This window comes from Novosphingobium sp. 9U, assembly GCF_902506425.1.
In the GTDB taxonomy this organism is placed as follows: Bacteria; Pseudomonadota; Alphaproteobacteria; order Sphingomonadales; family Sphingomonadaceae; genus Novosphingobium.
This window is the reverse complement of the sequence record NZ_LR732520.1, coordinates 1-25,554: the sequence shown is the minus strand read 5'-3', so window position 1 is coordinate 25,554 and position 25,554 is coordinate 1. Positions and strand designations below refer to the sequence as shown.

The following is a 25,554-nucleotide window of genomic DNA, read 5'->3' as shown; positions in this document are numbered from 1 at the left end:
TGCGTCCGTCTTGTTGGCTGCCATGTCGAGCGCAGCCTTGGCGTGACGGGCATCGATGCAGATCGCTGGCAAGCCTTCGGCCGTAAGGGCATGAAAGAACCAGACTGACAGCGGACCGGTCTCGAACCTGCTGCAAGTGCGAAGAACGCGGAGCAAGGTTCTGATTTTCGCAATGCGATTTAGCTGCTCCGCTACCTGCTCGCCTGAAGGCGCGAATGCACGATCCACAAACCTCGTCGAGAGCGCTGCTGCTACTTGGAGAGCCGCTCTCGCAGGAGTGACCATCTCCGGGGCTGCCGCTGTTTGACCGCAATGGAGAGCGCTTTTCGCGACCCGACCAGGACGAGGAGTTTGCGCGCTCGGGTCACGGCCGTGTAGATCAATTCGCGGCCGAGCATGGTGTAGGCCTGCATTGTTAGCGGGAGAACCACGACGGGGTATTCCGAGCCTTGCGATTTGTGGATCGTCGTTGCGTAGGCGAGCTGGAGAGCGTCCAGCTCACCAAAGTCGAAGGTGGCTTCGTTCTCGCCGAAGATCGCCGTTAGCTCAGCCTCTTGATGATCGATCCGGGTAACGACGCCCAGGTCGCCGTTGTAGATGTCTCGCTCACGATCGTTGACGATGTGCATGACCTTGTCCCCCGGTCCATATCGGCGGCCAAAGCGCTCGACGAACTCTTCAGTTGGCGGATTGATGCGCTGCTGTAGCAGCGTGTTCAGCGCACGCGCTCCTGCTCCGCCCCGCTGCATGGGCGAGAGAACCTGGATGTCGCGCGCCGCTTCGAAGCCGAAGCGCCGGGGAATGTGCCGGGAGACAAGGTCCACCACTTTCTCCGCGACCTCCCGGGGCTCGTCCGCCTGTACGTAGAAGAAGTCCCCTTCGCCCCTCGCAGACAGGTCCGGCATCGACCCCGCATTGATCCGATGGGCGTTGGTGATGATGCGGCTTGTCGCCGCCTGGCGGAAAACCTCGGTGAGCCGGACAACCGGCACCGCGCCGCTTGCGATTACATCCTTTAAAACCTGCCCAAGGCCGACGGACGGCAGCTGGTCGACGTCTCCAATCAGGAGCAAAGCGGCGCCAGCTGGTAGTGCCTTAAGGGTCGCGTGCATAAGCATCACGTCGATCATGCTGGCCTCATCAATGACCAGCAGCTGACACTCGAGCGGGTTATGCTCGTTGCGCTTGAAGCCACCCTCTCCTGGATCGCTTTCGAGCAGCCGGTGCAGCGTCATGGCCAATAAGCGTCACGAGATCGCGCTGGCCCCTGACTTTCAGCCGCAGAACGCAAAAGCCTGTATCGGCGTTGTGGAACGTGACGCGCTCAACCGAGCCAGCGATCTGGTCGCCATGGGGCCGCATGCCCGTCTGCTGTGTCTGGTCGGCAGGTCCGAAGGCCATCATCCGAACCTACGTGCGCGATGTGGTTGGACAACGCACTGTGAATTAGCGTCTTAATCGCGCGGGCACGCGCGGAGAGATCGGTAAGACGCCATCATGGCGGCAGCCGCTGGGTACGTCACCGTACGCAAAATCATGCTGGTAGCGTCGCGGCAAGAAGCGCTAAACGTCCAATCGGATTAGCACCCGCGCCTCAAGCTCATAAGAGTTGCCCTGGTGACAAGAGAATGCAAACGGGGGAGTTTGCCACGCATGACCGAGGTCGTTGAGAGCAAGATAACTGTAAACCGTTCTTCGCACCAACAGCCTCGGTCAGGCTATCAAGAACTAGCACACCACCTCACCAGCACGTCTGATCAGCGCGACATCCTCGCCGAGTTCTGGGCGGCTCACGACAGTGTGCCGCTGTCGGCCATCGCTCATGCGCAACGACGCGCAAGCTCTGCCCCGCAAATCTCGCGGCGAACCAGAAGGCGTGGCTGATCGAGCAACAGCAGTTAAGGCCTGGTATTAAGCCAAGCCTTGAAGAGGCGACCCGGAGGAAGTGCAGATTTCCTGGACATCCTCATGCACTACCGGGGAGAGGTTCGTCTCTCGCCGGTCTTCTCTCGCGAGAAGCCGTCCGCTTGTCACCGCCACTTGAACGCGGGCGACAGGCGGCCTTGCCGACCGGTGCTACTCGCCAAACGCCGGAACCGATGTCGCTGGCACATGGGCCTGAATGGCCTCGTGCCGGGCTCGACTGATCGACCAGAGCATGCGCCGGGCGGCTCGCTGCCATGAGATCGTCCGACCCTCACCCGGGATCTGCACGGTGGCGACATGCTCCAGGCTCGATCCGGCCGCAGGAAGGCGCAGCACGTACATCTGCGGCAGATCGTGGCTCGTCACATAGAGCAGGCCGTCGAACGGCTCCTTTAGAGCACCGTTTGCGCGGCGCCCCTTGGTCCCGCGCGCCTTCGTGCACGTAGTCTGCTGCGAGATCGATTTGCCCAGAGTCGCCGACCCGATCAGCACCTGGCTAGGCGCCAAAATCTGGAGCCCTTGGCATCTTGAGGTCTCAATCTCTCGCTAGCCGTTCATGGTGCAGCTTACTTACTGTGGTAAGCGCTGCGCTCGAAAACTCCGGAGTTTCTGCCACTTGCCAAAGGTCTCGGTCATCATACCGGTGTTCAACCGAGTGCAGACGGTTGGCAGCGCCTTGAGGAGTGTCCTGGCGCAGACGATGGGCGATCTCGAGGTCATCGTGATCGATGATGGCTCGACCGACGGGAGCGCAGAAGCTGTTCAGCAGATCGATGACGGTCGTGTTCGCCTTATCCGCTTGGGTGAGAACCGCGGCATCCCCGATGCGCGAAATGCCGGATTGGCAGCGGCACGTGCCGAATACGTGGCTTGGCTCGACAGTGACGACATCGCGAGGCCCACGCGCATCGAGCGGCAGTTGAAGTACCTGACCGTGCATGAGGACGTCGCCTTCGTCGGTGCCTGTGCCGGAAAAATCTGCTGGAAGGGCAGGCGCCGTCACGGTGTACGTGTTCCACCCTTGGCATACGAGGACATCGCCGCTTGGCTCCTGTTTCGCTCTGCATTTCAAAACTCTGCGATCACCGGCCGAGCGGACATTTTTCGCCAGTTTCCGTACCGGCCGAAGTTTTGTGTCTGCGAAGACATTGACCAGTTCCAAAGGATCGCTGCGAGGCACCGAACAGCGAACCTGCCGGCTGTGCTGATTGACCGCCGGTTGCACCCGGGGCAGAGCATACGCGAGCGCGTCGGCGACATGCGTCGTCTCAAGTTCGAATTGTTTGCCAAACAGCTCGAGCGCTTGGGTATGACCATGGAAGCCGATGACGTCGCTAAACATGTGCAGCTCGGCAACCCCAAGTTGCCGAGCGTTAACCCAAGCGCAGACCTTCTTTCCTGGGCCGATGAGTGGCTGGTCCGCATGGCACGCGCCAACGGATCGAGCCGGCTAGTCGATGACCGATCGCTGAGCCTCGCAAGTGCGTTCTTTTGGGCACGGGCATGTGCCGAAGCTGCACCAACAATTGGGTGGGCTACGGCGGCACGACGGCTGGTCAGCGGGCAAGCCGCCCGCCAGATAGGTGCTGCGCGAGCACGGCACTGGCTGGGCAGCATGCTCAAAGTGCAGATTGCGTCGGGCTTGCTGCTGTCGCTTCGGTTCTAAGTTGCAGCTTTCGGACCGATTTAGACCTGCCGCGCGATCCCAGTGCCGTCGTGCAGCCGTTATTAGCGCGGCTACACGGAGCCAGTTACCGCCATTCAGCCCTTTGATACGGCTTCCCCACTCCGGTCGCTCGCGTTCATCATAGTCGAAGGCAAGTCCGATAAGCCGAAGCTGCCGTTAGGATTTTCAAGTCGGGCGGCGCAGGTCCAAACATGAGCTGCTGAATTCCCGTGGTTGGCGGTAATACTGGGAAGCAGGAAGCGCTTGCCCGCTCTACCAGGACCTCTGGAGGAAGGAGCGTAGGATGGGATGTTCTTCCACTTACATTTGACTCATCAAACGCCTTGGGCCCCGAGGCGCGAGCTGGGCCGGCGCATGGAGGCAATGATCGCCGGCCGTGCGCCAGCTGCGATTACTTCTGCGCCTCTGCCATCAGCTCGGCCTTTCGCTCCGCCAGCTGGACACCGAGCGCTTTCAGATCAAGATCGCTGTCCCGACTTTCGGGGAACATCTCGGATTCTTCCTCCTCGACATGGTGGTTCACGTACTCGCCCAGCACGGTGACCTTTGCGTCAAACAGTCGATCGCCCGCCTTCATCGACTGAATCTCGGCGATAAGCTGCTTGGCACTGGCATGCTCGACCTCGGCCTCATCAAGTAGATCGTCGTCGTCGATCGCCTCGCGCGCGGCGGGATAATAGATCTCCTCCTCAATCTGCGTGTGTATAGTCAGAGCCAGGCAGATGCGGTCGGCAAGTTCCTGCTTTGCGGTATCGTCTTCCAGCTTGTCGTAGTCCTTGAACCACTTCTGCACTTCGCGGTGATCGTCCTTGAGCAGCTTGATCGCATCGGCGGGCTTTGCGGCCGCGCGTTGCGTCTTGCGCGCCGTTTTCGAGCCGCTCTTGCTCTTGGCCTTCGTAGCAGTCTTAGCTTCGGTCATGGATCTGTCCTCGCGTTAGACGGTTTTCTGCAATTCTCCGTTAGCTAACGATCTGGGGGCCAACTCGTGCCTGGCCGATCTGCTTGCCTTATCTAGGTGAGCTTCCTTTCGCGAGCCCAGGCGATGGCGGCGGCGCGGCGGTTGACACCAATCTTCCCGTAGATGCCGGCGACATGATTGCGCACCGTGTTTCCGGAAAGTGCGAGGCGTTTCGCAATGGCCTTGTCGTCGAAGCCTTCGCAGATGAGGCCGAGCACCTCGCGCTCGCGAGGGGTGAGATCAAGCAATACTAGCGCTGACGACGACCTGTACTTGTTCTGCCTGACATTACCAATGCGGGCGACGGCTTCCATACGTGGATATGCCCGTTTCGGCACGCGAAGGATGCGCGACGATTAAAAAACCAGTGCTTCACAAAAAAAGCCTCGCCGTGGCGAGGCTTTCTGATTGACTACCAACAGGTTGGATCAACCCCAACCTTCGCCATAAAGCCAACGCCAGATCATAGAAGTCTCCGCTCTGCCGACGCCCCCATGCGTCGCAGATCGATATAACCCGCCGTAAGATCGTTAACAAGCCTTAACTGAAAAATTTAGAAAAAAGCTAACCCAACGCCTCGGACCGGTTATCAGTTCCGTTTAATTCTAGGAAGCTGTGCAACGCCCATTTCGGCATCGGTCGCGCGGTGTGGTATCCCTGCACCATGTCACACCCCATCCAAATCAGTTCATCCAAGATTTCGGCGTTCTCAACGCCCTCCGCTACGACTTTACGGCCCAACGAGTGGGCCAACTGGATCGTAGAATTCACCATGATCCGATCACTCTGGGATCGGTGAAGCATAGATATGAAAGTTCTGTCGATCTTGATCTCGGACGCGGGAACTCGCTTCAAATACTCTAGCGTCGAAAAACCGGTACCATAGTCGTCGATAGAAAGCTGCACACCCATTTGACTTAGGTCACGCAGCACTTCTTCTGCTTCGGCTCCACTTCGCAGAGTGCTGGTTTCCGTTATCTCAAGAACCAGAAGATCAGGAGCGAACCGATACTTGTGTATGGTATCCCGCACCATCGAAATGATGGCATCACCCGCAAGAAGCGTAGCTGAAAGGTTCACAGCGACAGAGAACTTACGTCCTAAGCCGTTGATATGGGATGCCGTGCTCACAGCATCGTCGAGGACAAACCTGGTAAGCTCCGCTATACGGCCACTTCGCTCCGCGGCTCCAATAAACTGGTCAGGGAAGATGTTGCCTTTTTCGGGGTGCGTCCACCGAACCAACGCTTCAGCACCAACCGTTACACCAGTAATGCAATCAAGTTTGGGTTGGTATGCCACCCAGAGTTGCCCTGCCTCAAGCGCTTGATCAAGACGGCTCAGCAGGGACAGGGTCCACTCTGCATCGTCAAGCGAAGCAGGATCGAAACACTTCCAACGCAGCCCCTCGCGGGCTGCTTCATCGGCGGCGGCGAGCGTGCCGGCAATGCGCTGCGAGAGTGGCCGCCCTTCGTCTACATCATAACCGAAGGCGACTTGTACATCCAGCAGTCTAGCGCCGACAACGGCAGGGCTTCGGAACAGCGCATAAAGACCGTCCAGTTGCTGCTGTAACTCGCCCTCTGGAGCTTGGCTCATCCATACAAAGGTGCCGTCGTCCGCTTGGTAGACGGGAGAACCATTGGCGCCAAAGCGAAGCCTGTTCACAACCTGCTCTACCAGCTCCTTTTCGCGCTGGTCTTCAAGGGAAGCGCGTATCTGGGAGCGGTTCTGAATCCTGAGCGAGACAAGTATGCCTTGCGCCACCGTACCGATTTCTAGAAGCGCCAGCAGGTTCGGCAACCCGGAGACCGGGTTTGTATTGCCTCGCCGGTGCAGATGATTTCGCCACTCTGCCCATGCGCGCGCGCAGCCTGCCCCAAGCAAGACTACAATTGACGGGATGACGACGAGGTGGACCTGAACGCTCTCCAGCCACAGTGGAATCGTCAGCAGCGCGACCACGCCTAAAGCTGTCGTTACACCCGCCGAGGCTCGAGTCGAGCTCTGTAGTACGCCATACGCGAGCACAGCGGCTAATATGAAGGCTGCGACCCAGCCCAGGTCTATAGGAGAGCCAGAGATAAGCGTTTCTGCCGCTACGATCTGGATCAAAATAGCGGGCACGACCGAGTACCCGGGAGCATTATATCGCCTCGCGTCAACATCGGTCCTTGAGACTACCACGTCTTTGCCTGCTAGCTGAGCCGCCTTAAAGCGCCCGTTGATGACGTCGCTGGCACTCAGAACAGGAATACTTCTGAGATCAATCGCGTAATCAATTGGGAACACGGCTTCTGTATCGAACCGAGTTGATCCTGCGAGATAGGCGGGCAGCGACAAGACGGCACGTCCGTGGGATCGCACCGCGAACGGTTGTTGCCGCACCACGTTGTCCCACCCGATCTTGGTGTTGACGTTGACAAGAGGCGCGTCGCGCGCAAGGTTCGTCAATGGGCTACTTTCGCTGCGCTGACCTGTCGCCGGGTCGATGGCAAAACGCGTAGACAAAGACAGACGGGAACCCAGTCGGCGCATTTCTTTCGCCAGTAAGCCATCCTGCGGGAGTGATGCCGAATTTGTCGGATCTAGATCGAAATGTACGCGCCGGGGATTGACCTTCCGTACAGCCGACAGAAGTCGCGTGAGATCTCTTTCCGACCAAGTCGCGGTGCCTACTTCGGCAACACTACGCTCATCCACGCCGATGAGGACTACCTGGCCGCTCGCTTGGTGCATCCGAAGCTTATTCCGCGCGACGTGAAAAGCATCTTCGAGTGGATCCCCTGCGCCTAAAACGCCAAAAAGCGCTCCGAGACACACCACTATCGCAAGTGACCTGTAACGCTTACCGAACTTGCTGGCTTTCCAAGGGAACACGGGTTGGCAACTGCATAGTGAAGGACAAAAGGAGCTTGCACTAAAATAGTTGACGAATCGGCAAAGCCTTGATGGCGGGCGCGGGCCCGTCAGCCGGCTTGCAGCATAGTCCATCTAATCACTTGTACACCGCTTAAGCAGGTCAGCAGAGCTGACCGGTGGCCCTGCTTGCTACGCTAATCGGTCGAGGTCCGTAGACGGAACGGCACGCGGTAGCGTCATTGCCGCTGCGATGTAGTCGACGTACTCGACCTGCCGCCTCTCGCGGTTTCGGTTAAGGTGCAGAACTCGGGTAGTCGCGTCAGCAGCATGCCGACCGATTGGCTGGCGTCCGCGGTCGTGGTGTAATTTCCCGGGTGTAGATGACGGTGTATGCCGGGGTGGGGCGAGGCCCCACCCCGGCATCGGCGGCTCGGTGCCACCGGGCTCATCGGTTAAGGTGGAAGTGTCGAGCTTCACCAACACCCGAGGAGTTTTTCCCGATGACCGACGACAGACTACCGCTTGCCGAGCTGATGGCGAAGACCGGAGACGGCGATTCCCTGCGTAGTTTCGCAGAGAGCGTGCTGCAGATCATCATGGAGGCCGATGTCGATGGCCTTATCGGTGCCGGCCGCCACGAGCCGTCTGCCGAGCGCAGCACCTGGCGCAATGGCTACCGCGACCGCAGCTTGGATACGCGGCTCGGCACGCTCAACCTAAAAATCGATCCACGTTGTGTCCCCAACTTGGATATCCAAGGATCGACAGTAGCGGACAAAGAAGGCACAAGCTGATCCGAGAGCGGGTTCAAACGACATGTCGATCTTCTGCGCCATCGGCCGCCACAAACCCTCGGTGGTCTCGATAGCTCGCGACAAGGATGGGGAATACATCGCCTTGTGCGAGGCTTGCGGTGTTCCGCTGGCGCGCGACAGCAAAGGCAAATGGCATGCGAGGAGGCCGGTCACATCTACCGCCTCGCGTGAGCCAAGCTAAGCCTGCCCGCTTGCTCCCCGATGGGTTGAGGCGGCCCACTCGATCGGGTTCATTCCAGGCGCCCTGTAGGATCGATCGAGACGGCATGACCTGCCCCGATGCCATCGAAGTAGCTGACCTTCCAGGCGTACCGATTGCCGTCCGGATCGAACCGGAACAGGCAGACCCCGGCCATGCCTTCCAAGCCGTTTACGCCGTTACCATCGAGCGCAACGTGAAACGCGTAAGGATACGCGTGCGCATCTGTAGCCATGACACCCTCCAATCCCGCCCACGGAGCACTCCACGTCGAATAGCAAACGCCAATTCAGCCAGGCACTCAACACCTTTTACTTGCCGTGGAAGCGAAAAAGAGCGATCTTTCGCTTATCACGGGGGTGCCGCCATGCTTGCGCGACCTAGGATATTACTCGCATCTGCACGGACAAGGATCGCCGGCCATGAGGCGCTTGATCCTCTTCGATCGCTTTTCAACGACTTATCGGAACGCGAAATCAAGTTTGTGGAGTTGGCCTGGCGTGGCACCCGACGGCCGGGTATACGCGCGCTCGCGATTTCTATCAGTTGGCTCGGCAACGGCGCCATCTATCCGATCATAGCCCTTCCCCTGTGGTACATGGCACACTGGGTGGCGCGACCCCTTGTTGCGGCTGCACTGAGCATGGCCATAGCGCACCTGCTCTATCCATGGCTGAAGGCGGCATGCGCACGCAGCCGCCCCTGCAACTTGCGCGACAGCCTTGAGCCGCTGCTGGCCTCCTTGGATGAGCACAGCTTCCCCAGCGGCCACGCGATGACGCTGGCCGCAGCACTGATCCCGCTTGTGCAGGCTGTGCCCATTGTGTGGCCGTTGGCGCTCGGCTTCTGGCTGGCGATGGCCTGGGCGCGCATGGGTTGTGGCCACCATTACCCTAGCGATATCGCTGCGGGAGGCCTTCTAGGTGCAACAATCGCGCTGCCGATAACCTTTCTTTCTTAGAGAAAGGCAGTCGAACGCAGCAGGCGTATGGCTCGGAGCATCAACCCAGTCGCATCGAACGCCGGTAGTGCCGGTCTTGCGACGACATTTTAACCGATCTCAGGGCAACAGCAAACCTACTCACTGGGAGTGCTGTGGGCCATCCGATTGCGCAAGTGTTCGTGGCCGTCACTATTCGCAATGTGACATCATCCGCCGGTCAGACCACGATTAGACCCAGTTGCGGTCACTTAGACCGCAATCCCCGCTTCCCGATTTCGCCTATTCGTTCATCTGAACGGCGGGCAGCTCTCAGGGGGCATAGTTCAAAAGTAGAAGGGCGAGATCGGGTGGTGAGCGGACCGGCGACTATGAGCTGCACAGAGCTGTGAGAATAGATGCCGGTCAGATTGGCTACGGCAGCTTGCTTCTGGTGGGGCGCAGACACTGCTTGATCTAGAACGGCCCGCTTACAGGCCTCGAAGATGCGAAGGCAAAGGCAAGCGGTGCCTGCTGGATGATGTTCTCGAAAGCGAGGTTCTCTAGTCGGCTGATTCGTGTGGCATCGAATCACCGCACGTCGGTGTGCTCCCCAGATACGTTGGTGGGCTCACCGCCGTTCCATTCGGCGAGAGCGAACATATGCCGGCGCAAAATCGAGCTACCTCCCGCACCAGGACTCTCGTACGATCCGAGCGAGGCTATAGCGGTCGGAGTGATCCCCAACTCCTCGTTCAGTTCCCTGGCTAAAGCTTCGGCAGGGCTTTCCCCTTTGTCGAGCTTGCCGCCGATTGCGTCCCAGCAGTTTGGCCAAGCCACCTTGTCATGCGACCTCAATCCCACAAGAAGGCGTCCGGTGTCATCTACCAGGATAGCCTGGGTGACCTCTATCACTTCAGCCATCGATCCCCCGACCCAACTTCTTTGTGACGCCCCCATCATCTTAGCCCTTTGATCATTGACCCGTTGTTGGCCAACAACTGAAACGGTGGCCTTCGATTGGCTCGGCAGGGATCGAGCGTAATCTCGCATAATGACCGCCGTAAACGCATGAGGCGTGCTATGCCTCGAAGTGTGGGGATCTGAGAAACGGATTGCCGTTTGGCTGGCCGGATGGAATGACGCGGTCATGCGGATCCTGAAGACAGCCGGCCTCGTTCTCCTTTTTTCGTCCCCCGCAGACGCGCAGGTTGTCGCGCAGCCCTCAGCAGGTACCTACCAGTGGGCGATAGCAGCCGGTTACAAGGCGGCGTTCTACTGTTCCGGCATCTTCAACGCCGGGCGCACCCCTGCGCAGATCGACGCTGACGAGCTGACCGGCATTTACCCCGAGTACGACAAGATCGTGCCGACCCTGAAAGCCGCCGTCGATCATCATACCCGCAACGTTGCAGTGTCGTTCGATCCACAGATGCCCCCTCGCTATGCGATGTGGACCAACAAGCGTGGCTGCGTGACCCTGCCGATCGGCAGCACAGCACCCAGTGCCGGCAGGTTTGCCTCGGCGCCCTCGATCGCGGCAGCGGATCCTCGTCACTGGCCGCAGGGTGATGCTGGCATAGCACCGCACCCTTCCCCCAAGCTGGCCAGAACCGTTGGCGCGGCGTTCGGGAACGCATATGGCGTGGGCGCGAAGACAGCAGGCGTGATCGTATTGAAGGACGGCCGAGTTGTTGCCGAGCGGTACGGCAGCGGCTTTGGACCGTTCGTGTCCAATCGCACATGGTCGGTGGGCAAGTCGATTGCCGGCACGCTCATCGGCCTCGCTGGCGCAAGCCCGCTAGATGCACCCGCATCCGTGCCGCAGTGGAAGCCCGGCGACCCACGGCGGGCGATCACGTACGACAACCTTCTGCGTATGGCATCAGGGCTGCATAGCGAAACCGCCGGTAACCGCACGGATGACATCTACTTCGGTGGCAGTACCGTCGATGACCAGGTCGTATCTTGGCAATTGGAGGCCCAGCCCGGCAGCCGTTTCCGCTATGCCAACAACGACATCCTGTTGGCTGTCTATGCCACACGACAGGCAATCGGCGAGGAACCGTACCGGTCGCTGCCAGACAGCTTGTTCGGCCCGCTCGGGATGTCGCACACGGTTGCCGAAACGGACTGGCATGGCAATTACATCCTCTCCAGTCAGGTCTGGTCGACAGCGCGAGACTTGGCGAGACTGGGACTGTTCTGGCCGCAGGACGGAGTCTGGGCAGGCAAGCGGCTATTGCCGCAAGGATGGATGCGCATCATGACCGCACCCACCGGACCGCAGCCGCCTAGCGGGCCAGGCTATGGCGCGACGATGTGGCTGTTCGGTCCTGAAGAAGGGCTGCCTCAAGGCAGCTTCGCCGCACAAGGCAACCGCGGACAGTACGTCATGGTCATTCCGTCTGAACGTCTGGTAGTAGTCCGGCGCGGCGAAGATCCCAGCACGGCTCGGTTCGACATCGCCCGCTTTGCCGCGGACGTTTCAAAGGCGCTGAAGTAGCCCCAAGTTGAGGTGCCTCAGCGAGACCTAGTTGTGATCCTTGAGCGGCAACTTGCAGCGCCCTAGCTGTCGCCATCCACCTATTCCGGCCCAGAAGGCAGCCACAAGCGGTCGGCTTCGGGTTGCGCAGCACGGCCCTGTTTACCTTAGATTATCGTCTCCCAGCTAACATCGGCGTAGTTCTCTCAGGATTAGCGCAATGCGAGCCGTTGCCCATGTCATCAACGGATTGCTCCCGTGCTGCCGCACAATTGCGGTCGCCTGTGTGCTGATCTGCTCCTCACTGGCGAGCGTAGAGGTTGCGCATGCCGGCTGCATGGACGCTCCTACGAAGGAGCTGCGCCAGTTGGCTGAGTTGGCCGGTCAAGACCCAGGAGCGGTGCTTGCCAGAACCGCGAGGGACGCTCCGGCTTCGTTGGGGACCATGCGGTATAGCTGGCGCCAAGCGGCGCGGGCTGAGGCCTACGACACCTTGTCGCGCCCTGCAGACGCAAGACGAACGGCGCTGCGCCTGCTGAAAGGCGAACTGAGCTCAAACAACCCGCTGCGTGTCGAACTGCTCACCCGCTTTGCAATCAATGGCTTCAACAAAGACGAGATCGACAGCGCTGTAGCGCTTGTCGAAAGGGCCCGGCAAGGTGCCCTACGAGGATCCGCCGCTGACGCATGTCTGCAGATCGCACTTGGTGAGATGCAGCGGATGCGCGGAGCTCCGGAGCGCGCCGTCGTCTACCTGGCCGAGGCGTATCGGGCGACTTCTGATCGACGTCTCAGCCGGCAGCACGTCATAGCGACCGAGAAGCTCGCACGCGTGGTGGACTGGGCAGGCGATCATCTGCAAGCCATCTCCTTGATCGGTGAAGTTATCGATTGGGATCAGGCACGCAAGCGGATGGTAGCACTGTCGACCGACTTCTACTTTCGCGGCGTGTTTAACCTCGGGCGCGGTGCATTTCAGGCCGCTCTTACAGACTTCAACCGGTCGCGCGCGCTTGCGCCTGCAGGCGTCGATCCGGTCGGCTCTGCTTTCCTCGATCTCCAGACTTGCTCAGCGCTCATTGAGCTGCGGGCCCTCAATCGCGCCAGGGCTGCGTGCCAGCGAGCCGAAGTGGTTTTCGGCCGTTACGGCGAGCTCGCACAGGCGCAAGCACGCCTGCTTCTCGCGCGCATCTCCAATCTGACCGGCGAGCACAAGAAGGCGCTCGATCTTCTGAACGGCCTTCTCGCCAAGGCGGACGCTCTCTCAGCCTCCAGCTCTGCTCCAGAGGCGTTTCGCCTGCGATCCGATGTGAACCAACAGCTTGGGAGGACGGCAGCCGCATATCGCGACCTTAACATCTATGTGCGTGGCATCGAGCGGCAACGCGCGTCCGAACAGATGAAGCAGAATGCTGTACTGCGCGCTAGACTCGACGCGGACCGAGCGGTGGCGCGCAACGAGGAGCTGCGGCAGAAACTTGACCTTTCTGCCACAAGGGAGCGTGAGCGCGCCAAGCGCGAGTCCATCCTGGCCGGGGCCGCATTCATCGGCCTGCTGCTTGTCCTCATCATCCTGGGCATGAGCTTCTACCATCGGCGTAAGCTGACAAGGATCGCGAACACTGACCCGTTGACCGGCTTGTTGAACCGGCGCTTCGTCAGCGAGCATGAGAGCCTCCTTGTGTCCACCCACACCAAGACCGGAGACTCGCTCGCCCTTGCAATCGTCGACATTGATCACTTCAAGGCCATTAACGACACCTATGGACACGATGGCGGCGACCAGGTGCTGGTGGCCTTCGCCGACGTCGCCCGTGGTGCTCTGCGCAAGGACGACGTGATTGCGCGCTGGGGTGGCGAAGAGTTCCTGGTCATCTTCCCGCGCGCATCCGAGGCCGAGGCCGTTGGCGCGCTGTTCAGGGTAAAGGACGCACTGGCAGCCGGGGTGAGCACCGCTGGAGGTGTTGTACCTGTGAAGTTCAGCGTTGGCATCGTCTGCTGCAGGACGGCCGAACGGCTGCACACGCTCGTACAGCGGGCTGACGAAGCGCTCTATCGGGCGAAGGCAGGCGGCCGAGACCGCATCGAGATTGCCGAGCTGTGCTCCCGCCCGGTAACTGCGAAAGACACACTCCTACTCGCCGACGACCGCCGGATCGGAGCGGCGGCGTAACGCAGCGCATTGGCAGCGGCTAGCCCGGCCCTTGAACGCGGGGTTGATCGGGCATTGCCCTACCTACCTATCGTGCATGGACGTTCGGTACGGTGGTCCTTGTATTATGTCGGTTCATATTTATTCGGATCGGCTGCGGGATCCACGACGCACTGCAACGGAAGAGCAACTCAGCGAAGAAGAGCACGCGCAATGAATGAACTGCTTGCACGTACCTAGGCCAACGCCGCCATAGGTAACACCTGTGCGCCCCATATGCACTTTCACGCTGGCTCAGGACAGGCGTCCGTGTGATGCGCGGCGAAGCAAGTTTAACCCACGTCAGATTGGTGCCAGTGAACGATCATCCTCGGTGTGCACACAATCAATCCAGCCCGGTTCTGTGGGTGCGCCGGATCGCCGGATCATTTCGCGTCGGCGCCGCAACAGTGGCTCTCATCGCGAGTGCCTCTAATGCAAGCCTCACACTCGCTCGCGAGGCCGATCCGCCGCTACGCGAAGTAGGTGTCGAGGATGGAAGCCAACGCTGCGCCCCTCACACACGACCACGTCTTCCTTGGCGCGGCGCACGACGAGAACGCGCGGCGAACCTCGTGGGTCGTCGTGCTGACAGCCGCGATGATGGTGGGCGAAATCGCGGACGGCTACATCACCGGCTCGATGGCGCTCCTGGCCGACGAATTCCACATGGCAACGCATGCGGGTGCCCTATCGGTAGCGGCCGCCGCCTATGCCTTTGCCAAACGCCATGCAACCAGCGCGCAGTTCAGCTTGGGCACGGGCAAAGTCGGCGACTTGGCGGGCTTCGCGTCGGCGCTGGTCCTGGGTCTCATCGCCTACGGTATTGGGGCGGAGTCGGTGCTGCGCTTGCTTCAGCCCGTCACGGTGGCTTTCGGAACCGCTACGTGGATTGGCGTGATTGGAGTGCTCGTGAACATTGCCAGCGCCTTTTTGCTGAGCGGCGGACATGGCCATGGGCATGGGCACGGACATGATCACGGTCATCACCACGACGGGCACAATCACGGACACGGGGCGCACAGCAGCGACAACAATCTGCGGTCCGCGTACATCCACGTGCTGGCGGATGCCCTTACCTCTGTCCTGGCGATCGCCGCGCTACTTGCCGGCCGCTATCTCGGATGGGTGTGGATGGACGCGGCCATGGGGATTGTCGGCGCGGTGGTGATCGCCCGCTGGTCCTGGAGCCTCATGCGAGAGACCGCTGCGATCCTTCTCGACACCACCGACGCTCACGTCGCTCAGGAGGTACGAGACCTCGTCGAGGGGCCCGGAGACGCTCGGCTGACGGATCTTCATGTCTGGCGCGTCGGCCCCGAGGCCCACGCGGCTATCGTCAGCGTGACCGGCATCAGCGACGTTGAATCGATCCGCGAGCGCCTCCGGCCAGTTCATGAACTGGCTCACCTTACGGTCGAGACGAGGTAAAGACTCCCAGGCTCGCGTATCGGAGTGTCAGGCGCGCGATGCGCCAATGGCGCGACGATACCGTTGATCGACGACTTCCCAGTCTACATTGCGAAACCAGGCATCGATGTACTTGGCCGCTTGCGTCCCGTAGTCCATGTGGAAGCTATGCTCGTACATATCGAGCGCCAGCAGCGGCAGACCGGCCGCGGCGCCATGCATGTGATCCCAGGCCCAATGGTTGCTCAATGTGCCTGTATGCTGGTTGAAGGTGAGGATCGTCCAACCAGATCCCCCAGCGAGCGACATGCCGGTGCGGCGGAACTCAGCTTCCCAAGTCGCGTACGATCCGAAAGCCGCTCCGAGCGCGTCCTTGATCGATCCAGCGACCTGGCCATTGCCACCCAAGCCATCGAAGTAGATCTCGTGCAGCACGACCGAACCGGTGCGATGGAGTTCCTCCCGCTTGAGCCCGCCATAGATCGCCGGTGGCGCATCCTTGTCGGCGAGCGCGGCAGAGAGACGTGTGCGCACGGCGTTGAGCGTCTTGACCGAGCCTTGATAGTTGTTCTCCCAGTGAGACTTGATCAGGCGTTCGGATAGGCCATCAAGCTTCCCCGGGTCGAATTTCAGAGGCTTGGGCTGGAAGTTTCCCGTGAATGCCGGGGGGCTCGTCGCCGGTTGTGGGGCCGCTGCCGCTGCGCTGTCGATGGTCGCCACCGCCAGCGCGCCTGCTCCAAATGCCTTAACGGCAGAACGCCGGGTGAAGTCCGTCATTGAGATTTCTCCATTCACGCCATGAGCACGTAAGCGGCGCCGAGAACGGCGCAGGCGAACAAGACTCGGATCATCCCCACCTTGAAGCGGAACACCGCGACCGCCGCTCCGGTCGCCAGTGCAAGGGCAGGCAGGTTGATGCTCGTGAGCACGGGCACGCTGAAGCCTCCGCCGCCTACCTGCACCTCGTGAACGCTCCGGAACAGCGTGTGGATCGCGAACCAGAGCGCCAGATTGAGGATGACCCCTACCACCGCCGCCGTGATCGCAGTAAGCGCTGCCGAAATTGCCCTTTTGCCGCGCATGCGCTCGATGAACGGGCCTCCCGCGAAGATCCATAGGAAGCAGGGCATGAACGTCACCCAGGTCGTGAGGACCGCGCCCAGCGTGGCCGCCACGAGCGAGTCCATTACGCCAGCATGGCGATAAGCAGCAAGGAAGCCGACGAACTGAGTCACCATGATCAACGGGCCCGGAGTGGTCTCGGCAAGCCCCAAACCGTCCAGCATCTCGCCCGGCGAAACCCAGTGATATGTGCCGACCGCCTCCTGTGCCACGTAGCCAAGCACGGCGTAGGCTCCGCCGAAGGTAACGACCGCCATCTGGCTAAAGAAGGTCGCGATATGTGTGAACACGCTGTCCGGGCCCGCAAAGGCCAGCAACAGCCCCACCGGAGCAAGCCAAAGCACCAGAAATAGAGCCGAGATCCTCAGCGACCAGGATAGGTTGGGTCTCGCGTGGTCGGGCAGACCTTCGCCTAGTGCGGTCTCACGGTCGTGCACGACCTCGCCTCCGGCGGGACCATGTCCGCCTGCGCCTCCTTTGAACGCGGCTGCTCCAGCGCGTCCGCCGATATAGCCGCCCAGGCCAGCAAGCAGCACAATCAACGGGAACGGCGCGTTGAGAAAGAAGATGGCGACGAATGCCGCCGCCGCGATCGCGCGAAGGGCGTTGTTTTTAAGCGCGCGCGAGCCGACCCGAACGACCGCCTGGAGCACGACCGCAAGAACCGCCGCCTTCAACCCGAAGAACAAGCCCTCCACGAGCGGCACATGGCCGAGCAGAACGTAGATGTAGCTCAGCGCGAGGATGGCCAGGAAACCGGGCAGGACGAACAGCGCGCCTGCGACCAGACCTCCCTTGGTCTTGTGAAGCAGCCAGCCGATGTATGCCGCCAGCTGTTGAGCTTCGGGGCCCGGGAGCAGCATGCAATAGTTGAGCGCGTGAAGGAAGCGCTCCTCTCCGATCCACCTTTTCTCATCGACCAGGATACGGTGCATGACCGCGATCTGGCCCGCTGGTCCGCCGAACGACAGCGCCGCCACGCGCGCCCAGACACGAACGGCCTCATTGAACGTGATCCCGTGATCCGGCACCGCTGCCGGCCCGGTCGTAGCATGAACGGCGGTGACACTCATCGGCTCGACTTTCGATCGGAGAAGAAGGCGTAGAACTGGTCCAGTGCGTCGCTGGCGCGGGCGATACGCTCGATGTCATCGTCGATGGCTGCACATACGCCGGAGAGCATCGCGCCCACGCCCGCCGTTTCTGGCCGGCCGAATTTGCCGTCTGCGATGTCGAGCTCGTGGATGATCTCGGCGATCGCCGAGAGCCCCGGGTCCTCGGCGAAACCCGAGTGCAAGAGGAGTGTCTCGAAGCTGCAGCGATCACCCTCGTGCGTGAACTCGGCATCCGACATGTCGAAGCGAAGCTCGCCCGGCGCCGGCTGATGCGTCTTGGCGTCAACGAAACGGAACCTCGCCTGCGGATCGATAAAGCGACGGATCAACCACGAGCACGCGATACGATCCACATGAACCCCGCGGCGGGTGACCCAGGTACGGCCGATCAGAGTCGCCGGCTCCAGTGCCGCAGCAGGTTCTTGCCTGCTCACGTCAGGGTGCCGGTACCGTTGTCGGTCTACTTCGGCGAGCGCCGCCTCGGCTGCCTGTCGGCCATGCGCTCCGAAGAAGTCAAAGCGTTCGGCCTCTGCCAGTCGCTTGTGCAGCTTTGCTATGTCGGAGCCACTCGCAGGACCGGTATGCAAAAGGCGCCGCGCCGCTTGGGCGATTTCGTCGTAGTCGGCGTCGCGAGCCGCGTCGAACAGTGCTCGAAGCTCAGGGTCAGTTTGGCCCGCCAGCAGTCGAGCGCGAAGCAGGATCGCTTCTCCACCGCTTGCGACCACGTCTTCAAGGATGTTCTGGAAGGCCGCTTCATTCTCCTCGCCGGGCGGGAGAACATGCGCCGCATTCTTGATCGGCAAGGCACCGACACCCTGAAGCTTGCGCCAGATTTTCACCCGTAAATAGGGCGGCTTAGCAGGCAGCTGATGCAGGAGTGTGAGCCACTCAGTCGTGTAGGACGATTCCATGTGGATGCTTGTGTATCAGACATCGCACGTGGATGATACATCTATATCATAACGCGAGTGCTCGAAATTGCTGATCAGCCCGCCGCTCCACTCCCAGCCCGTATGCCAACGAAATCCCGACCGCCGCGATGCTGAAAGCTGGAGAAGCGCTTCCCGCCAGCACACTTCGTCGGTCATCAGGAGTGCGGATTAGGGCCGTCGCGGGGATCTTACCGTCCTTCGCAACCTTTGTGTCCGACGAGAGGTCTGTGATGTCCAAGACATCGAAGCTGCCAAAGCGTGTCGGCGGGATCGAAATACCCAAGGCTCTGCGAAAGAACGCGAAACCACTGGTGAGGCATCTTACCAGCTTCGAAGGCAAGGCGCTGCTCGCCACTGCCTTCTATGCAGCCACAGCGGTGCTCGCGGAGCAGAATTTTGCCGCGGGCAAGTGGACCATGAAGAAGGTCAAGCGGCGCCTCGCCTTCGTTGCGGCAAAAGGCCAAGATCGTACCTTGGAGATCGCTGCGTACATCGGACGAGCAGAAGCGCACGCGCTAACTTCGCACACGCCTGGGGAGCCGGCCCCGGTTCCACAGCGCAATAGCAGTAACAGGGCTGCGAAAAGCTGCAGATGGTGCATGGATTTACTGCCGTCAGCCCCACTTCGCATCGCCTATCGGCCTAGATGCGGACGCTCAGGATCACATATCTGCTACCCAACTTCGCTCATTCGTTCAGGTCCGACCGGAGGCTGCTGTTGACCTAACCGGCCGCCCGCACGTTTCCAAAGAGCGGTCGCAGTTCAACTTGCCAGCCTTGGTTGCGGACCATCTTGGCTCCCCTGGAAAAAGAAAGGGCCGATCCGAAGACCAGCCCTGATGAAGTTTGGAAGAAGATGCCTGAAAGGCTCGTCTTCTATGCTGACGTAACCGTCATGCTGCAAGTGCGAAGAACGCGGAGCAAGGTTCTGATTTTCGCAATGCGATTTAGCTGCTCCGCTACCTGCTCGCCTGAAGGCGCGAATGCACGATCCACAAACCTCGTCGAGAGCGCTGCTGCTACTTGGAGAGCCGCTCTCGCAGGAGTGACCATCTCCGGGGCTGCCGCTGTTTGACCGCAATGGAGAGCGCTTTTCGCGACCCGACCAGGACGAGGAGTTTGCGCGCTCGGGTCACGGCCGTGTAGATCAATTCGCGGCCGAGCATGGTGTAGGCCTGCATTGTTAGCGGGAGAACCACGACGGGGTATTCCGAGCCTTGCGATTTGTGGATCGTCGTTGCGTAGGCGAGCTGGAGAGCGTCCAGCTCACCAAAGTCGAAGGTGGCTTCGTTCTCGCCGAAGATCGCCGTTAGCTCAGCCTCTTGATGATCGATCCGGGTAACGACGCCCAGGTCGCCGTTGTAGATGTCTCGTTCACGATCGTTGACGATGTGCATGACCTTGTCCCCCGGTCCATATCGGTGGCCAAAGCGCTCAACGAACTCTTCAGTTGGCGGATTGATGCGCTGCTGTAGCAGCGTGTTCAGCGCACGCGCTCCTGCTCCGCCCCGCTGCATGGGCGAGAGAACCTGGATGTCGCGGGCCGCTTCAAAGCCGAAGCGCCGGGGAATGTGCCGGGAGACAAGGTCCACCACTTTCTCCGCAACCTCCCCGGGCTCGTCTGCCTGTACGTAGAAGAAGTCCCCTTCGCCTCTCGCAGACAGGTCCGGCATGGTTCCCGCATTGATCCGATGGGCGTTGGTGATGATGCGGCTTGTAGCCGCCTGGCGGAACACCTCGGTGAGCCGGACAACCGGCACTGCACCGCTCGCGATGACGTCCTTCAGAACCTGCCCAGGTCCGACGGACGGCAGCTGGTCGACGTCTCCGACCAGGAGCAAAGCGGCGCCAGCTGGTAGTGCCTTGAGGGTCGCGTGCATAAGCATCACGTCGATCATGCTGGCCTCATCGATGACCAGCAGCTGACACTCGAGCGGGTTATGCTCGTTGCGCTTGAAGCCACCCTCTCCTGGATCGCTTTCGAGCAGCCGGTGCAGCGTCATGGCTTCCATTCCGCTGGACTCGGCCAGGCGCTTGGCGGCGCGTCCAGTCGGAGCGGCAAGAGCTATCACGACCCGCTTTGCAGCAAGGGTCTTCAGGATCGAGTTGACCAGCGTGGTCTTGCCTACACCAGGGCCACCGGTAATCACGCAAGTCTTTGACAAGAGCGCCAGGCGCATCGCTGCCTGCTGGCTTGGTGACAATTCCAAGCCCGTTCTGCCCTCGACCCAGGGGATCGCCACCTCGGCGTTTATGGCAGGCCATGGCAACAGACCTTCGCGCAAGCCGAGCAGCCGATCGGCTATCGACTGCTCGGCGCGGTATAGGCCGGCGAGGAACATGACCTCGCGCCCTTCCGTCACACCGGAGATCACCTCGCCGGAGGCAAGTTCATCCTCCAGCGCTTGCTCGATCAATGGCTCGGGCACTTCCAAGAGTTTCGCGCCTGATCTGAGCAGATCGTCCCGAGGGAGTCCGCAATGGCCATCATCCATCGCAGTGGTCAGCGCATGGCTGACACCCGCGCGGACACGGCGTGGATCCTCCTTGCCGTAGCCGATGCTCGATGCGATCGCATCGGCGGTCTTGAACCCGATGCCCGTGATGTCTCGAGCGAGTTGATAGGGATCTGCCTTGATCGTGGCGATCGCCTGCTCGCCATAGGTCTTGAAGATCCGCACAGCCCGCGCCGAGCTGACGCCATGGCTGTAGAGCCAGACGATGATCTCGCGGATGGCGCGCTGATCGCTCCAGCCCTTGATGATCTTGGCCTCGCGCACCGGACCAATGCCGGTCACCTCTCGGAGGCGTTCAGGCTCCTTCTCGATGACTTCGAACACATCGTGCTGGAATGCCGCCACGAGCTTGGCCGCGTAGACCGGGCCGATACCCTTGATCATCCCCGATCCGAGATACTTCTCCAGACCCTTGAGCGTGGTGGGCACAGTCGCCTCGACCTTCTCGGCCTTGAACTGGAGGCCGTGATTTCGGTCGTTCAGCCACACGCCGCTAGCCTCGACGTACTCGCCAGCGCCGATTGCCGCCGCATGACCAATAAGCGTGACCAGATCGCGCTGGCCCCTGACCTTCAGCCGAAGAACGCAAAAGCCAGTGTCTGCGTTGTGGAACGTGACGCGCTCAACCGAGCCGGCGATCTGGTCGCCATGGGGCCGCATGCCCGTCTGCTGTGTCTGGTTGGCAGGTCCGAGGGCCATCATCCGAATATACGTGCGCGATGTGGTTGGACAACGCTCTGTCGATTAGCTCTGCAATCGCCCGGGCACGCGCGGAGAGATCGGTAAGATGCCGTCATGGCGGCAGCCGCTGGGTACGTCACCGTACGCAGAATCATGCTGGTAGCGTTGCGGCAAGAAGCGCTAAACGTCCAATCAGATCAGCACCGGCACCTAGAGCTCATAAGAGTTGGCCTGGTGACAAGAGAATGCAAACGGGGGAGTTTGCCGCGCATGACCGAGGCCGTTGAGAGCAAGGTAACTGTAAAACGATCTTCGCACCGGCAGCCTCGGTCAGGCTATCAAGAACTAGCACACCGCATCACCAGCACGCCTGCTCAGCGCGACATCCTCGCCGAGTTCTGGGCGGCTCACGACAGTGTGCCGCTGTCGGCCATTGCTTATGCGCAGCGACGCGCAAGCTCTGCTCCGCAGATCTCGCGGCGGACCAGAAGGCGTGGCTGATCGAGCAACAGCAGTTAAGGCCTGGTACTAAGCGCAAGCCTTTGAAGAGGCGACCCGAGGAAGTTCAGAGTTCCTGAACATCCTCATCCACTACCGGCGAGAGATTCGTCTCTCGCCGGTCTTCTCGGGCGAGAAGCGCCCAGCGCGCCAGAGTGCAGTCCGGTCAGGAGACGAACATGCACCAGTCGGAAGCCTGCTTGCGCGAGCAGATCCAGAAGATCGACCAAAAGATCCTGCGCTTACAAGCACAAAGATGGCGTGTAGGCGCGCGGCTCGACGAAGTGGTGAGTCAACGCTTAGCACATGAACGAGCTACGGGAACGGTGGACCATAGCTGGCAGAAGCTGCGCTGATGACGCACACCGAGCGCCCTCTTTCATTGTAATCGCCGCGTACCCCTGACGCGCTACCCGCGCTGGCTAGTTCGGTAGGCTCTTCTACTTGCAACAGCAGGTGTTCAAACGGCTGTCGCCAATTGCAGCTTCTTTCTTGCTCCTTTGACCCGGTACAGCTCTGCGCCGGCTTGTTGAAGCAGATCGCTCAGGCTGGCGCTCCACCCGTGATCAACCTGTTGTCGTAATTGACATTTGGCGCAACGTAGCGATGCTCGAGCACGATGTGCAACGTCTACCGTCTTAGCAAGTCGACCGAGCAAGTGGCGAGCAGCTTTGGCGCGTCGCCATCGGCCTTGAGGACTTTTGCAAGCCTTATCTTCCCCGGTGACCAAGGACTGGTCGTCGTAGGCGACGAAGTACGCACAATGGCTTGGGGCTTCCCTCGTCAGGAGATCAGCCCTAGGACTGGCAGGGCACTGAAGTCCAAGCCGGTGACCAACGTCCGGGCAAACAAGCTGCGCACCTTCTCCATGTGAAAGGAGAGCTTCCGGTTCCGTCGTTGCCTGATCCCGATTTCGGCATGGGCTGAAGCTGGGGGCGAGCGCGGCGACATGACTTGGACTTGGTACCAGGTGGCGGGCGACGAGCTCATCGCAGTAGCAGGAATCTGGCGGCAGACGGACGACTGGGGGGACTCGTACTCGATGGTGATCACGGCCGATGGTTGCGGCCGACAGATGCCAGTCATTCTCGCCCAAAAGGATTGGGAGCAGTGGACACGGGGAAAGGCCGCCGCTGCGCTGCAGCTTTGCAAGGCTCGCACCACCCCACTTCTGATTGAACGTAGCACAGAGGTTGCACTGGAGCCGAGCGCCTTGGGAGGTGAAGCGCTCGCCTCGTCGCAAACTGTCAATGTAATTGCAAGGTTGGGCGGTTAGTCGGCAACGTCCCACTCTCCTGGGGCCAAAGCCCGGCTGCTGGCAGTCCCCCTTGCACAACGGTTGGGCTTTGCATTCCAATGATATCGCACCTACCGCGAAACAGCTGTCCACGCGCGCAACCGACCGCGCTGAGGTGCCTCTGGTCGCATCACGAGCGGCTTGCACATGAAAGCACCACCTGCTTTGTTGGCAGCACTGCTGCTAAAGGCCGTGATAGCCAGTTGCGAGGGCTAGATGACAGGGTTCCAGTTCGACAAGCATCTGACGAATGAACGCTTGCAGCTGCTGGTCGGCTCAATCTCGGAATACGCCATCTACATGCTTGATCCCGAGGGGCGGGTTGTCACCTGGAACGCGGGTGCGCAGCGCTTCAAGGGATACTTCGCAGACGAGATTATAGGCCAACACTTCTCGTGCTTCTTTCGCCGGGAAGATCGTGACGCGGGCTTACCCGGGCGAGCGCTGAGGATAGCTGCGAGAGACGGGCGCTTTGAGGCAGAAGGCTGGAGGGTCAGAAGAGACGGGAGCGAGTTCTGGGCTCACGCCATCCTTGACCCCATTCGCGACGATGATGGTGAACTGCTCGGTTACGCCAAGATCACGCGCGACATAACGGAGGTGCGCAAGCGCGAGCAGGCGCTGTTCGATAGCGAGGTGCAATTCCGCATGCTCGTACAATCCGTGCGAGACTATGCCATCTACATGCTCGACATAGACGGGCATGTCACCAGCTGGAACCTCGGTGCAGAGACCATTAAGGGTTACAAGTGGTCCGAGATCGTCGGACAGCACTTCTCCCGCTTCTACACACATGACGATCAGGCCAGCGGGGCACCGACACTCGCACTGCAGACCGCGTTTGACACAGGCAAGTTCGAAGCTGAGGCTCGTCGTGTTCGCAAGGACGGATCGCCGTTCTGGGCTCATGTCATCATCGAACCGATCTACAATGATGCGGGGGAGCACGTCGGGTTCGCCAAGGTCACTCGCGACATCACTGAGAAGAAGAGGCTTGAAGATGAACTCACAGCGCTGGCTCGCCAGGACGGCTTGACTGGCCTGGGCAACCGGCGCCTCTTTGATGAGACACTAGCTCGCGAATGGCGCCGTACTCAGCGTGAGCAGATGCAGATGAGCTTGCTGATGATTGACGTGGATCACTTCAAGCAGTTCAACGACGAGTACGGGCATCTGTCCGGCGACGATTGCCTGCGGGCTATAGCGAAGTGCGTTCTCGCCAAAATCAAGCGACCAGGCGACGCGGCCTTTCGGTACGGTGGCGAAGAACTGGCTGTGATCCTAGCCAACACGGACAGCACTGGGGCGCAGCACGTAGCTGAGCGGATACGGGCAAGTGTCGTAGGTCTGAGCGTTCCCCACGGAAGCAGCTTCACCTCAGACGTGGTGACTGTCAGCATTGGTGTCGGCAGTGCTAAGGCCGGCCCGCAAGGCGCGGTGGGCGAGCCAAGTGAGCTCATCCGAGCCGCAGACCTTGCTCTCTACAAAGCGAAGCACGCCGGCCGCAATCGCGTGATGGTCTCGGACGTAATCGCACCACCGGCAGCGAGCGATCCGGCTTGATATGCCATCCGCATGTGGAGGTCGCGCCTCGTGGTCCTCGTTGTTGACCCAAAACACCAGAGTTAGGATCGCTAAATGACCGGGTCGCTGCTGTTCGAATAGCAATCGGACCCATTTGCGGCCGTTCAGACCGCCCTTCGCGCTCCGCAACCTCTGCCCCTCATTATGGGATGGCCCGCCCCTTTTCCCCCAGCGTCGGATATGATGCTGGCGTCAGAAAAGGAGAAGGAACGGACCGATGTCTATTGTGATCCTTGGTGTTGATCTCGGCAAGAACTCGTGCAGCATTGTTGGCGTCGATGCAGCTGGCGCGGTAGTGGTGCGCCGATCGATGCGCCGGCAGACGTTGATCGACTACGTGTTAAAGCTTCCAGCCTG

The 25,554-nt window shown here is 60.5% G+C and carries 18 protein-coding genes and 5 pseudogenes; 10 read left to right on the top strand and 13 right to left on the bottom strand.

The features are described 5' to 3' along the window. From GV044_RS19730 to GV044_RS19720, 3 genes and pseudogenes are all read right to left on the bottom strand, one after another. Window positions 1-126: pseudogene (locus GV044_RS19730) on the bottom strand (IS110 family transposase); the annotation flags it as partial. A 125-nt stretch (window positions 127-251) separates the two neighbouring features. Then, window positions 252-1,235 carry an ATP-dependent RecD-like DNA helicase gene (locus GV044_RS19725; protein ID WP_159874110.1) on the bottom strand — a complete coding sequence of 328 codons (984 nt, stop codon included), beginning with the start codon at window positions 1,233-1,235 and terminating at the stop codon, window positions 252-254. An 841-nt stretch (window positions 1,236-2,076) separates the two neighbouring features. Beyond that, window positions 2,077-2,433, bottom strand: a complete 357-nt coding sequence (locus tag GV044_RS19720) for a hypothetical protein (protein ID WP_159874108.1) — start codon at window positions 2,431-2,433, stop codon at window positions 2,077-2,079. A 49-nt stretch (window positions 2,434-2,482) separates the two neighbouring features. Between GV044_RS19720 and GV044_RS19715 the strand changes: the two genes are divergently transcribed. Continuing rightward, window positions 2,483-3,592, top strand: a complete 1,110-nt coding sequence (locus GV044_RS19715; protein WP_236555131.1) for a glycosyltransferase family A protein — start codon at window positions 2,483-2,485, stop codon at window positions 3,590-3,592. Window positions 3,593-4,004: 412 nt separating this feature from the next. On the opposite strand, the gene GV044_RS19710 is transcribed toward GV044_RS19715, so the two are convergent. The 3 genes from GV044_RS19710 to GV044_RS19700 all read right to left on the bottom strand — a co-directional run bounded on the left by GV044_RS19710 (window position 4,005) and on the right by GV044_RS19700 (window position 7,565). Then, window positions 4,005-4,532, bottom strand: coding sequence for a hemerythrin domain-containing protein (locus tag GV044_RS19710; RefSeq protein WP_159874104.1), 528 nt, complete (start codon window positions 4,530-4,532; stop codon window positions 4,005-4,007). 92 nt (window positions 4,533-4,624) lie between these two features. Further along, window positions 4,625-4,885, bottom strand: a complete 261-nt coding sequence (locus GV044_RS19705) for a response regulator transcription factor (RefSeq protein WP_159874102.1) — start codon at window positions 4,883-4,885, stop codon at window positions 4,625-4,627. A 250-nt stretch (window positions 4,886-5,135) separates the two neighbouring features. After that, on the bottom strand, window positions 5,136-7,565 hold the full coding sequence (locus GV044_RS19700; RefSeq protein WP_256377307.1) for an EAL domain-containing protein: 2,430 nt from the start codon (window positions 7,563-7,565) through the stop codon (window positions 5,136-5,138). A gap of 368 nt (window positions 7,566-7,933) precedes the next feature. Here GV044_RS19700 and GV044_RS19695 point away from each other — a divergent pair. Further along, a pseudogene (locus GV044_RS19695) lies at window positions 7,934-8,158 on the top strand (transposase); the annotation flags it as partial. Between the two features lie 320 nt (window positions 8,159-8,478). On the opposite strand, the gene GV044_RS19690 reads toward GV044_RS19695, so the two are convergent. Continuing rightward, window positions 8,479-8,682 (bottom strand): hypothetical protein, encoded by a 204-nt coding sequence (locus GV044_RS19690; RefSeq protein ID WP_159874098.1) that lies wholly within the window; start codon window positions 8,680-8,682, stop codon window positions 8,479-8,481. Between the two features lie 132 nt (window positions 8,683-8,814). Between GV044_RS19690 and GV044_RS19685 the strand changes: the two genes are divergently transcribed. Then, on the top strand, window positions 8,815-9,408 hold the full coding sequence (locus GV044_RS19685) for a phosphatase PAP2 family protein (RefSeq protein WP_159874096.1): 594 nt from the start codon (window positions 8,815-8,817) through the stop codon (window positions 9,406-9,408). A 549-nt stretch (window positions 9,409-9,957) separates the two neighbouring features. Here GV044_RS19685 and GV044_RS19680 read toward each other — a convergent pair. Continuing rightward, window positions 9,958-10,290 carry an NUDIX domain-containing protein gene (locus tag GV044_RS19680; protein ID WP_159874094.1) on the bottom strand — a complete coding sequence of 111 codons (333 nt, stop codon included), beginning with the start codon at window positions 10,288-10,290 and terminating at the stop codon, window positions 9,958-9,960. Between the two features lie 226 nt (window positions 10,291-10,516). Between GV044_RS19680 and GV044_RS19675 the strand changes: the two genes are divergently transcribed. The 3 genes from GV044_RS19675 to dmeF all read left to right on the top strand — a co-directional run bounded on the left by GV044_RS19675 (window position 10,517) and on the right by dmeF (window position 15,473). Next, window positions 10,517-11,872 (top strand): serine hydrolase, encoded by a 1,356-nt coding sequence (locus GV044_RS19675; RefSeq protein ID WP_159874092.1) that lies wholly within the window; start codon window positions 10,517-10,519, stop codon window positions 11,870-11,872. 199 nt (window positions 11,873-12,071) lie between these two features. Beyond that, entirely contained in the window at window positions 12,072-14,024 is a 1,953-nt protein-coding gene (locus tag GV044_RS19670) for a diguanylate cyclase (RefSeq protein WP_159874090.1), read from the top strand. Window positions 14,025-14,537: 513 nt separating this feature from the next. Next, window positions 14,538-15,473 (top strand): CDF family Co(II)/Ni(II) efflux transporter DmeF, encoded by a 936-nt coding sequence (gene dmeF / locus GV044_RS19665; protein ID WP_159874088.1) that lies wholly within the window; start codon window positions 14,538-14,540, stop codon window positions 15,471-15,473. 27 nt (window positions 15,474-15,500) lie between these two features. Here dmeF and GV044_RS19660 read toward each other — a convergent pair whose 3' ends face one another. From GV044_RS19660 to GV044_RS19645, 5 genes and pseudogenes are all read right to left on the bottom strand, one after another. Beyond that, window positions 15,501-16,229 (bottom strand): superoxide dismutase, encoded by a 729-nt coding sequence (locus GV044_RS19660; RefSeq protein WP_159874086.1) that lies wholly within the window; start codon window positions 16,227-16,229, stop codon window positions 15,501-15,503. A 14-nt stretch (window positions 16,230-16,243) separates the two neighbouring features. Beyond that, entirely contained in the window at window positions 16,244-17,647 is a 1,404-nt protein-coding gene (gene chrA, locus GV044_RS19655) for a chromate efflux transporter (RefSeq protein WP_159874084.1), read from the bottom strand. Further along, window positions 17,644-18,123, bottom strand: coding sequence for a chromate resistance protein ChrB domain-containing protein (locus GV044_RS22425; RefSeq protein WP_236555130.1), 480 nt, complete (start codon window positions 18,121-18,123; stop codon window positions 17,644-17,646). Before GV044_RS22425 ends, chrA begins: the two co-directional genes overlap by 4 nt. 228 nt (window positions 18,124-18,351) lie before the next feature. After that, a pseudogene (locus GV044_RS22905) lies at window positions 18,352-18,600 on the bottom strand (Chromate resistance protein ChrB); the annotation flags it as partial. Window positions 18,601-19,640: 1,040 nt separating this feature from the next. Continuing rightward, window positions 19,641-21,836, bottom strand: coding sequence for an ATP-dependent RecD-like DNA helicase (locus GV044_RS19645; protein WP_201299173.1), 2,196 nt, complete (start codon window positions 21,834-21,836; stop codon window positions 19,641-19,643). A gap of 659 nt (window positions 21,837-22,495) precedes the next feature. Between GV044_RS19645 and GV044_RS19635 the strand changes: the two genes are divergently transcribed. The 4 genes and pseudogenes from GV044_RS19635 to GV044_RS19620 all read left to right on the top strand — a co-directional run. Continuing rightward, entirely contained in the window at window positions 22,496-22,672 is a 177-nt protein-coding gene (locus GV044_RS19635) for a hypothetical protein (protein WP_159874078.1), read from the top strand. A gap of 533 nt (window positions 22,673-23,205) precedes the next feature. Continuing rightward, window positions 23,206-23,592 (top strand): annotated as a pseudogene (locus tag GV044_RS22900) (SOS response-associated peptidase family protein); the annotation flags it as partial. A gap of 237 nt (window positions 23,593-23,829) precedes the next feature. After that, window positions 23,830-25,176 (top strand): diguanylate cyclase, encoded by a 1,347-nt coding sequence (locus GV044_RS19625; RefSeq protein WP_159874076.1) that lies wholly within the window; start codon window positions 23,830-23,832, stop codon window positions 25,174-25,176. Window positions 25,177-25,414: 238 nt separating this feature from the next. Next, window positions 25,415-25,554: pseudogene (locus GV044_RS19620) on the top strand (IS110 family transposase); the annotation flags it as partial.